Origin of the sequence: Cellulomonas carbonis (assembly GCF_014636275.1) — a bacterium.
Taxonomy (GTDB): Bacteria; Actinomycetota; Actinomycetes; order Actinomycetales; family Cellulomonadaceae; genus Actinotalea; species Actinotalea carbonis.
This window is the reverse complement of record NZ_BMEB01000003.1, coordinates 518,227-528,680: the sequence shown is the minus strand read 5'-3', so window position 1 is coordinate 528,680 and position 10,454 is coordinate 518,227. Positions and strand designations below refer to the sequence as shown.

General features: G+C 76.0%; 7 protein-coding genes. 4 read left to right on the top strand and 3 right to left on the bottom strand.

What is annotated here, in order from left to right:
* Window positions 1-119: 119 nt before the first annotated feature.
* On the bottom strand, window positions 120-1,256 hold the full coding sequence (locus IEV86_RS12475; protein WP_188484683.1) for a glycosyltransferase family 4 protein: 1,137 nt from the start codon (window positions 1,254-1,256) through the stop codon (window positions 120-122).
* Between the two features lie 196 nt (window positions 1,257-1,452).
* Here IEV86_RS12475 and IEV86_RS12470 point away from each other — a divergent pair, with 196 nt between their 5' ends.
* Together IEV86_RS12470 and IEV86_RS12465 are read left to right on the top strand one after the other, a co-directional pair.
* Entirely contained in the window at window positions 1,453-3,045 is a 1,593-nt protein-coding gene (locus IEV86_RS12470) for a GGDEF domain-containing protein (RefSeq protein WP_043608481.1), read from the top strand.
* On the top strand, window positions 3,042-4,556 hold the full coding sequence (locus IEV86_RS12465; RefSeq protein ID WP_152605710.1) for a GGDEF domain-containing protein: 1,515 nt from the start codon (window positions 3,042-3,044) through the stop codon (window positions 4,554-4,556). The genes IEV86_RS12470 and IEV86_RS12465 overlap by 4 nt, the downstream gene beginning before the upstream one ends.
* On the opposite strand, the gene guaA is transcribed toward IEV86_RS12465, so the two are convergent.
* Window positions 4,519-6,111 (bottom strand): glutamine-hydrolyzing GMP synthase, encoded by a 1,593-nt coding sequence (guaA, locus tag IEV86_RS12460; protein WP_043608476.1) that lies wholly within the window; start codon window positions 6,109-6,111, stop codon window positions 4,519-4,521. The genes IEV86_RS12465 and guaA overlap by 38 nt on opposite strands.
* A 79-nt stretch (window positions 6,112-6,190) precedes the next feature.
* Window positions 6,191-6,622 carry a DUF3817 domain-containing protein gene (locus IEV86_RS12455; protein WP_052426425.1) on the bottom strand — a complete coding sequence of 144 codons (432 nt, stop codon included), beginning with the start codon at window positions 6,620-6,622 and terminating at the stop codon, window positions 6,191-6,193.
* Window positions 6,623-6,765: 143 nt separating this feature from the next.
* Between IEV86_RS12455 and IEV86_RS12450 the strand changes: the two genes are divergently transcribed.
* Together IEV86_RS12450 and IEV86_RS12445 are read left to right on the top strand one after the other, a co-directional pair.
* Window positions 6,766-8,739 carry an ABC transporter transmembrane domain-containing protein gene (locus IEV86_RS12450; protein ID WP_081978870.1) on the top strand — a complete coding sequence of 658 codons (1,974 nt, stop codon included), beginning with the start codon at window positions 6,766-6,768 and terminating at the stop codon, window positions 8,737-8,739.
* On the top strand, window positions 8,720-10,453 hold the full coding sequence (locus tag IEV86_RS12445) for an ABC transporter ATP-binding protein (RefSeq protein WP_043608473.1): 1,734 nt from the start codon (window positions 8,720-8,722) through the stop codon (window positions 10,451-10,453). The genes IEV86_RS12450 and IEV86_RS12445 overlap by 20 nt, the downstream gene beginning before the upstream one ends.
* The last annotated feature ends 1 nt before the right edge of the window (window position 10,454 follow it).

Below are 10,454 nucleotides of genomic sequence, written 5' to 3'. Positions count from 1 at the left end.
GTCCCGGCGGGCCATCCGCGGCCCGTGCCCCCAGTCTTAGACACGGCACACACCGTTTCTCGGGCCCTAGGTCCAGGAGCCCTAGGTCCCAGACACCACACCCACCCAGCTCCTGCAGGTCAGCGTCCCCGCAGGTCAGCCGCCCGCCGGTACTCGGCACCCGCCGCCGCGACCGTCCTCTCCCAGCCGAAGGGCGGACGGCGCGACCGCGCGGTCGCGGCGAGCCGCTCGCGCAGCCCGGGGTCCTCGACGAGCCGCACCAGGGCGTCGGTCATCGCGTCGTCGTCCTCGACGAGGAGCCCGTCGACGTCGTGCGTCACGAACTCCTCGACCCCGGTGCCCCGCCGCGCGACGACGACGAGCCCGCAGGCGCGCGCCTCGAGGGCCGCGATCCCGAACGCCTCGAGGGCGGCGGGCGCCACGAAGACGTCGGCCTCGGCGTACAGCGCGCGCAGGTCCTCGCGCGGCAGGCGGCCGTGCAGCCGGACGTCGAGCCCCGCGGCGGAGCGGCGTCGGACGCGGCGCTCGACCGCCGCGCGGGCCGGCCCGTCGCCGACGACGTCGAGCCGGAGCGCACCTGCGGGCAGCCGCGCGGCGGCGTCGGCCGCGAGCTCGACGAGGGCGGGCCCGCGCTTGCGTGGAGCGAGCCGCATCGTCGCGACCACGCGCAGCGGCCGGGTCCGGTCGCCGTCGCCGTCGGGCCCGCGTGCGCCGTCCGGCTGCCACGCCGAGAGGTCGACCCCGTCGGGCACCACCGCGACGTCGCGGCCGAACACCGAGCGCACCCGCTGCGCGGCCGCGGAGCTCACGGCGCTGAGGGCGACCGGCGCGGTCGCCCAGCCGGAGCGGTGCACGGCCGTGCGCATCACCGGGACGACGCCGTCGAGCATGCAGTGCCAGGTGATCGCCACGGGTGCGCCCGCGTCGACGGCCACCCGCGCCCCGTCGAACGCGAAGGGCGACACGACGCCGGCGTGCACGTGGACGACGTCGGGCCGCAGCTCGGCCAGCAGCCGGCGGACCTGGGGCGGCGCGGCGGGGTTCACGGGGAGGTCGAAGGGCATCCGGGCACCCAGGCGGTGGACGGCGACGCCGCCGTCGTCCTCGACGCCGCCGTGCCCGTCGGCGCCCGCCGTCGCGGTGAGCACGTGCACCTCGTCGCCCGCGGCGGCCTGCGCGCGCGCGAGGTCGCGGACCTGCGACTCGATGCCTCCGGTGCGCGGCGCGTAGCAGTCCGAGACGTGGATGATCCGCACCGGTCGAGGCTAGTCGTCCTTACCGGCCGTCCGGCGTCGTGGCGTCGCGGTACGGTGCGCGAGGACCGGGGGGCCATCGACCACGCACCCCCGGACGGCACCGGCGAGGGGGGTTCCTGTGGGGGCGGACGGGCGTGCGCCGGTCGTGCGTACCCGGCGCGGGACGCGGCCGACCACGCCCCCGCGGGATCCGCGCGTGGACGTCCGCGAGCCGGGTCGTGCGGTGCTCGCGCACGCGACGTTCGCCGTGTCGGGCGTCGCCTTCGTCCTCGCGTACCTGCTGACGTCCGGCGCCGTGCGCGACTGGGTCGTGACAGCGGTCGGGCTCGTGCCGACGGCTGTCCTCGGGGCCGGGCTCGCGCGCCGGTGGTTCGCGTCCCCCGCGTCGTGGGCCTGGGTGCTCGGCGGGCTCGTCGTGCTGGACGTCTACGGCGTCGTGTGGATGTGGGAGCGCTGGGGGCTCGGCGTGACGCCGCCCGCGTCGGTCGTGACGGGGGTCGGCCTGCCCGTGGGCTACCTCGCGGTGCTCGTCGGCGCGATCCTGCTCATCCGCACGCCGGGCCTGTCCGCCGTCGGCGCCCTCGTCGACGCCGCGGTCGTCGCGCTCAGCGCGTCGCTCCTGGTGTGGGTGCTCGCGGTCGCACCGGTCCTGGCACCGGACGTGACGCCGGCCGCGCGTGCCCTCACGATGGCGACCCTCGTCGTCGTCGCGGGCATCGCCGGGGCGCTCACGCGCGCGGTGGTCATGATGCCCGAGCGCGGGACGTCGTTGCGCTACCTCCTGGTGACCATCACGGCGACGCTGGCGGGGACCGTGCTGCGCGGCGTCGCCGCCGACGCGCCGCCGGGGTCCGCCTGGTGGGTCGACGTGCTCTGGGTCGTCGCCTACAGCGCGCTCGCCGCCGCCGCGCTGCACCCGTCGGCCGCGGTCGCCCGCTCGGCCGCGCGCGGGACGCACGGGCTCACGTCGCGCCGCCTCGCGGTCCTCGGCGTCGCCCTCGCGGTCGGCCCGGCCCTGCTCGGGCTCGACGCGGTCGCCGACGTCGGGGTCGAGGTGCCCTTCGTCGCCGCGACCAACCTCGTCATCGTCCCGCTCGTCGTCGTCCGCCTCACGCAGCTCGCGCGCATGCACGCCGACGCCGAGCGTCGGCTCGCGCACCTCGCGACGCACGACCCGCTCACCGAGCTCCCCAACCGCCGGGCGCTCGCGGACCGGCTCGAGGACGTGCTCGCCCGCGTCGCGAGGTCGGAGTCACCCGGCGTCGTCGTCCTCTTCCTCGACCTCGACGACTTCAAGGCCGTCAACGACACGCTCGGCCACGGCGTCGGCGACCAGCTGCTCGACGCGGTCGCGGGGCGCCTGCGAGGCTGCGTGCGCGCCGACCGGGGCGACCTGGTCGCGCGCTTCGCCGGGGACGAGTTCGTCGTGGTGCTCGAGGGCGACCCCGACCTGCTCGCCGACGACGCGCCGCGCCGCGTGGCCGCCGCGCTCGAGGAGCCCGTCTCCGTGGGCGGCCGGTCGCTGCCCGCGCGCGCCAGCATCGGCGTCGCCGGCGTCCGTCCCGGGTGGGTCGCGAGCGTGGACCAGGTGCTGTCCGTGGCGGACGCGCGGATGTACGAGCGCAAGCGGGGCGGCGCGGCGCCCGAGGGCGCCGGGTCCGGGACCGGGTCGGGCACCGGCACGCGGACCGGCACCGGGGACGCGTCCGGTCGCGCGGGCGCACCGTGGGACATCGGTGCCGGGCATCCCCTCTCGGGCGGGCCGTCGCTGCCGATGATGCACCCGTGACGACCGACGCCAGACGAGTGCACGCGCGCTTCGCCGTGCTCGTGGCCGCGGTCTGTGTCGCCTACGTCCTCGGCACGCCCGCGGTCCACAGCGCGCTCCTGGTGCTCTCGAGCGCCGGCGCGACCGCCGTGGTCCTCGCCCGCCTGCTGCGGCGGCGCCTCGACAGGACGCTGCCGTGGTGGTTCGTCGCGGCCGGCCTCGCGGCGCTGACGGTGTACAACGCGGCGTGGTTCCTCCAGGTCCACCTCGGGGGCGCGGAGCCGAGCGAGGTCGCCGACGGCGTCGTCCGCGCCGTCGGCATGCCCGTCGGGTACGTGTGCCTGCTCGTCGCCAGCGTGCTCATCGTCACGCCGATCGCGCGGCGCGACTCGGGCGGCGTCATCGACGCGGCGCTCGTCGCCGTGGGGTGCTCGGTCGTCCTGTGGAGCGCCGTGGTCTTCCCGGCGCTGCAGTCCGCCGGGACCGCACCCGGCCGCCGTGCGTACGACCTGCTCATCATCCTCATGGTCGGCGGCATCGCCGGGGCCGTGGTCCGGGCGATCGCGAGCGGCCGCGCGGCCCGCGGCTCGCTCGCCTACCTCCTGCTCGCGGTGCTGCTCACGCTCGTCGGGAACGTCGCGACGATGGTCGCGGCCGACCCCGTCACGCTGCGCGGCCCGTCGTGGCTGAGCCTCGTGTGGGTCGTCGGCTACATGGCGATGGCGGGCGCCGCCGCTCACCCCGCGGCCGGCGTGCTGGGCACGACGGGACGACCGTGGGAGGGCCGCCTGAGCACCAGGCGGCTGTTCTTCCTCGGCGTCGCGCTCGCGATCAACCCGGTCGTCGCGGCGGTCCGCGCCCTGACCGGGCGCGAGGCCGACTGGCTCCTGCTCAGCCTCGGCTCGCTGATCGTCGTCCCGCTGGTCCTCCTGCGCGTGTCGCAGCTCGCCCGCCTGCACGCCGACGCCGAGCGGCGGCTCGAGCACCTCGCCGACCACGACGCGCTCACGGGTCTGCCCAACCGGCGCGCGGTCGACCGCCACGTCGAGGCCGTCATCGACCGCGTGCACCGCGGCGCGGCACCCGGCGCGGCGGTGCTGTTCCTCGACCTCGACGACTTCAAGGAGGTCAACGACACGCTGGGTCACCGCGTGGGCGACGACCTGCTGGTCGCGGTCGCCACGCGGTTGCGCGGCTGCGTGCGGGCCGACGGCGACGACCTCGTCGCGCGCTTCGGCGGCGACGAGTTCGTGCTGGTGCTGGTGGGCGACGCCGAACGCCTCGCCCCCCGTGCCGTGGCACGCGTCGACGCAGCGCTCGCCGAGCCCGTGACCGTCGGCGCGCACGTGCTGCCCGCACGGGCCAGCGTCGGCGTCGCCACGGTCGCACCGGGTGACGGCACGACCGTCGACCACCTGCTCTCCGCCGCGGACGCCCGCATGTACGAGCGCAAGCGCGCGGGACGCGCGCGCGAGACGCGTCAGGCGGCGGGCGTCACTCCCACTCGATCGTCCCCGGGGGCTTGCTCGTGACGTCGAGCGTGACGCGGTTGATCTCGCGCACCTCGTTCGTGATGCGCGTCGAGATCCTCGACAGCACGTCGTAGGGCACGCGCGCCCAGTCGGCCGTCATCGCGTCCTCCGACGTGACCGGCCGCAGGACGACCGGGTGCCCGTAGGTCCTTCCGTCGCCCTGGACGCCGACCGACCGCACGTCGGCGAGGAGCACGACCGGGCACTGCCACACCGTCCGGTCCAGCCCTGCGCGCGTGAGCTCCTCGCGCGCGATCGCGTCGGCCGCGCGCAGCACGTCGAGGCGCTCCGCGGTGACCTCGCCGATGACGCGGATGCCGAGCCCGGGACCCGGGAACGGCTGACGCCACACGATCGCGTCGGGCAGCCCGAGCTCGAGGCCGACGGCGCGCACCTCGTCCTTGAACAGCGTGCGCAGCGGCTCGACCAGCTCGAACTGCAGGTCGTCCGGGAGACCGCCGACGTTGTGGTGGCTCTTGATGTTCGCGGCGCCCTCGCCTCCCCCGGACTCGACGACGTCGGGGTACAGCGTGCCCTGCACGAGGAAGCGGACCTCCTCGCCGTGCGCACCGCTCTCCGCCACGACCTCGCGCGCCGCGACCTCGAACACGCGGATGAACTCGCGCCCGATGATCTTGCGCTTCTCCTCCGGGTCCGTGACCCCCGCGAGCGCGTCGAGGAACCGCTCGCGCGCGTCGACGACCTTGAGGTTGACGCCGGTCGCCGCCACGAAGTCGCGCTCGACCTGCTCGGGCTCGCCCAGGCGCAGCAGGCCGTGGTCGACGAAGACGCACGTGAGCTGGTCGCCGACCGCGCGCTGCACCAGCGCCGCGGCCACGGCCGAGTCGACGCCGCCGGACAGCCCGCAGATCACGCGCGCGTCACCGACCTGCGCCCGGATCCGCTCGACCTGCTCGGCGATCACGTTGCCGGGCGTCCAGTCGGGGCGCAGGCCCGCGCCGCGGTACAGGAAGTTCTCGAGCGCGTGCTGGCCGAGCGGGGAGTGCTTGACCTCGGGGTGCCACTGCATGCCGAACAGCCGGCGGTCGCGGTCCTCGAAGGCCGCCACGGGCGAGCCGGGAGACGTCGCGAGGACGCGGAAACCGTCGGGCGCCTCGTGCACGGCGTCGCCGTGGCTCATCCAGACCGACTGCTCGGCGGGCGACCCCGTGAGCAGGACGCCGCTGTCGGGGATGTCGACGTGCGTCCCGCCGTACTCGCGCGTGCCCGTCTGCGCGACGGTGCCCCCCAGGGCCTTCGCCATCGCCTGGAAGCCGTAGCAGATGCCCAGCACGGGCACCTCGGCCTCGAACAGGTCGGGGTCGACCGCGGGCGCGCCGTCGGCGTACACGCTCGCGGGCCCGCCCGAGAGGATGACCGCCGCCGGGTCCTTGGCGAGGATCTGCTCGGTGGTCCAGGTGTGGGGCACGACCTCGGAGTAGACGTGCGCCTCACGGACCCTGCGCGCGATGAGCTGCGCGTACTGGGCCCCGAAGTCGATGACGAGGACGGGACGGGCGTCGGTGGCGCCGGGCTCCGGCTGCGAGTCGCTCACCCGTCGAGTCTAGTGAGCGAGCCCGCGCGGGCAGCGGGGTGTCCGGGGCGAGGGACGGGCCCTTCGCCGCGTCCCGGACTCAGCGCGCGGGGACCACCGGCACGCCGCGCCGCGCGGGGCGTCCCGTCGCGACCTGCGCCTCGCCCTCGCGGTGCACCGTCCGCTCGACCACGAACGACATGACGGGCACGACGCCCGCGAGCACCATGGTCACGAGCCGCCCGAGGCCCCAGCGCATCGTCGACCACAGGTCGACGACCGTCACCAGGTAGACGACGTAGATCCACCCGTGGGCGAACGGCACCCACGCGACCCACCGCATGACGTCGTCGTCGACGCCGATCACGTACTTCATGAGCAGCTCGACGCACAGCACGAGGAGCATGGCGCCCGTGACGAGCGCCAGGACGCGGTAGCGGCGCAGCGAGCGCGTGGCCCGCGCGGGCCAGTCGCGCCCCGCGGACGGGGTCCCGGCGGGCGTCCCCGCAGGGGTGGCGGTCGAGCCGGTCACGTGGTCCTCCTGGGCGTGCGGGTCCCGTCCTGCGACGTCGTGCGCCGCGGTCGGACGGGTCGTCGGGGTCCGGACCATCCTCGCCCACGCACGGAGGAAAACACGTCGCCGCGTGTCGGTGGGCGGACCTACCGTTGACGACCGTGCGCCCCTTGCCCTACGTCGACCCGGGTCGGCCCCCGCTGACGACGCCCGCCGCCTACCTGCGGTGGGTGGCGCGTCGGCAGGCCGGCCTGCTCGTCGCGAGCTCCGTCGCGGCCGTCGCGAGCTCGGTGGCGATGGCGCTCCTGCCCTACCTGCTCGGCCGCGTCGTCGACGGGGGGCTCGACGGCGGCCTCTCCCGCGAGCTCGTGGACGGCTGCCTCCTCCTGCTCGCGGCGGGCCTGGTCATGGTCGTCGCGAACGTCGTGGGCCACCGGTGGGACGTCGAGAACTGGATGCGGGGCGCGTTCCGCACGTCGCAGCTCGTCGGGCACCACGTGAGCCGCACGGGCGACGCGGTCACGGCCGAGCTGCCCACGGGCGAGGTCGTCTCGACCGTCGCGAGCGACTCGCTGCGCGTCGGCGAGGTGTTCTACGTGACCGCACGGTTCGTCGGCGGGGTCGTCGCCTACCTCGTCGTCGCGGCGCTGCTGCTGTCGAGCTCGGTCGTGCTCGGCGTCGCCGTGCTCGTCGGGCTGCCCGCCGTCGCGGGCGTGCTCGCGCTCATCGTGCGGCCGCTCCAACGCCGCCAGGCCGCCCAGCGCGAGGCCGCGGGCCGGCTGACGACGCTCGGCTCCGACACCGTCTCGGGCCTGCGCATCCTGCGCGGCATCGGCGGCGAGGACGAGTTCACCGGCCGCTACCGCGAGCAGTCGCAGCGCGTCCGCGCGGCGGGCGTGCGCGTCGCGGGGACCCAGTCGCTCCTGGACGGGCTGCAGACGCTGCTCCCGGGCCTCTTCGTCGCGGGCGTCGTGTGGATCGGCGCACGCCTCGCGGTCACGGGCGAGATCACGCCCGGCCAGCTGGTCACCTTCTACGGGTACGCGTCGTTCCTCACCGAGCCGCTGACCGCGGCGACCAACGCGGTGCACGTCGTGACGCGCGCGCTCGTCGGCGTCGGCAAGATCCTGCGCGTGCTCCAGGTGCCCGTCACGGGTGCCGAGGACGCGGGCGCGGCGGCTGCGTCGGCTGCGGTCGCGACGGCTGCGGGTGCCGACGGCTCGGACGACGGCCGTGCGCAGGACCTCGCGGACGAGCCTTCCGGCCTGCACGTGCGGGGGGGAGCCGTCACCGCGCTCGTCAGCGCCGACCCGGACGAGACGGCGCGCATCGCGACCCGGCTCGGGCTGCTCGGCCGTGAGCACGAGCAGGAGGCGGCGCGCGTGCTCCTCGGCGGGGTCCCGCTCGACCGGCTCGGGCTCGCCGAGGTCCGCCGACGCGTCGTCGTCGCCGAGTCGACGCCCCACCTGTTCACGGGTGTCCTCCGGGACGAGCTCGACGTCCGCGGCGGACGGACCGAGGCCGAGCTGCTCGGCGCGATGGCGACCGCCGACGCGCAGGACGTGCTCGACGCCGTGCCCGGCGGGCTCGACGGCGAGGTCGCCGAGAAGGGACGGTCGCTCTCGGGCGGCCAGCGGCAGCGGCTCGCGCTCGCGCGCGCCCTGCTGACCGACCCCGAGGTGCTCGTGCTGGTCGAGCCGACGAGCGCGGTCGACGCGCACACCGAGGCGCGCATCGCCGAGCGGCTCACGCGGGCACGCGCCGGGCGCACGACCGTCGTGGTCACGGCGAGCCCGCTCGTCCTGGACCGCGTCGACGAGGTCGCGCTGGTGCGGGACGGCACCGTGCGCGCGGTCGGCACGCACCGGGGCCTGCTCGACGGTGCCGCCGGGCCCGCCGCGGCCGCCGAGTACCGGTCGGTCGTGAGCCGTGCCGCTGCCGACGACGCGCGCGCCCCGGTGCCCGGCTCCGAGCACACGACGACGCCGGTCGCGGCGTCCGGCACGACCGCGAGCCCGAGCCCGAGCCCGAGCCCTGGCACGGCGCCCCACCACCAGCCACCCGCCGACCTCGAGGTCGACGTCCCCGCACCACGAGCACGGGAGGAGGACCACCGTGAAGCTGCCCGTCGCTGACTCGCGCGCGCTCCGCGCGCACACCGGACGCCTGCTGCGCCGGCACCGCGGCGGCCTCGCCCGGGTGCTCGGCCTGCACGTCGCGGCCGCGGTCGCCGGCCTCGCCGGGCCGTGGCTGCTCGGCCGCATGGTCGACGCCGTCACGCAGGGCGGCGGCGTCGACTACCTCGACCGCGCGGTGCTGCTGCTCGTGGCAGCGGTCGTGGTGCAGGCCGTCCTCGTCCGCTACGCGCAGCGGGCCTCGATGGTGCTCGGCGAGGGCGTGTTCGCGGAGCTCCGCGAGGAGTTCGTGTCGACCGTGACGCGGCTGCCGCTGTCGGTCGTCGAGCGGGCCGGGACGGGTGACCTCGTCTCGCGCACGACGAACGACATCGACCGCGTGCAGCACACGGTGCGCTTCGGCGTGCCGCGCGTGCTCGTCACGTCGGCGACCATCGCCCTCACGGTCGTGGCGGCGTTCGCGGTCGACTGGACCGTCGCGCTCGCGCTCCTCGTGGGCAGCCCGCTCCTGATCGCCACCACCCGGTGGTACCTGCGCCGCGCCGCGGCCGGGTACCTGCGCGAGTCGGCGGCGTACGCGCGGCTCAACGGGACCATCACCGAGTCCGTCGAGGGCGCCCGCACCACGGACGCGCTGGGTCTCGGCCGACGTCGTCGCGAGCGGACGGACGCGGACCTGCGCGAGGCGTTCGCCGCCGAGTCGTACACGCTGCGCCTGCGGACCGTGCTCTTCCCGGGCGTCGACCTGTCGTTCGTCCTGCCGGTCCTGGGCGTACTCGTGTGGGGCGCCTGGCTCGTCTCGACCGGGAGCACCACGATCGGCTCGGTCACCACGGTCGCGCTGTACGCGATGCAGCTCATGCAGCCCATCGGCGAGCTGATCTTCTGGCTCGACGAGGTGCAGGTCGGCGCGACGGCACTCGCCCGCATCGTCGGCGTGGACCAGGTGGCACCCGACCGCGTCGCCCGCGAGGGCGCTCCCGACGACGAGCACGTCGAGGCGACCGCGGTGCGGTACGCGTACCGCGAGGGGCAGGACGTGCTGCACGGGATCGACCTGGACCTCGCCGTCGGCGAGCGCCTGGCCGTCGTCGGGCCGTCCGGTGCGGGCAAGTCCACGCTCGGGCGGATGCTCGCCGGGATCCACCCGCCCACGGGCGGCACGGTGACGGTCGGTGGCGTGCCGCTCGTGGACCTGCCGCTCGAGGAGCTGCGCGGGCACGTCGCTCTCGTCACGCAGGAGCACCACGTGTTCGTCGGGACCATCGCGCAGAACCTGCGGCTCGCACGGCCGGAGGCGACCGACGACGAGCTGCGGCGCGCGCTCGAGGCGGTCGACGCGTGGGAGTGGGTCGCGGCGACGACCGACGGCCTCGGCACCGAGGTGGGGTCCGGCGGGCTCACGCTCAGCCCGGCCCAGGCGCAGCAGGTCGCGCTCGCCCGACTCGTGCTGCTCGACCCGCACACGCTCGTCCTCGACGAGGCGACCTCGCTGCTCGACCCGCGTGCCGCGCGGCACCTCGAGCGGTCGCTCTCGGCGGTCCTCGAGGGGCGGACCGTCGTCGCGATCGCGCACCGGCTGCACACCGCGCACGACGCCGACCGCGTGGCCGTCGTCGACGCGGGACGGATCACCGAGATCGGCCCGCACGACGAGCTCGTCGCCGCGGGCGGGGACTACGCCGCCCTGTGGAGCTCCTGGCAGCGCGACTGAG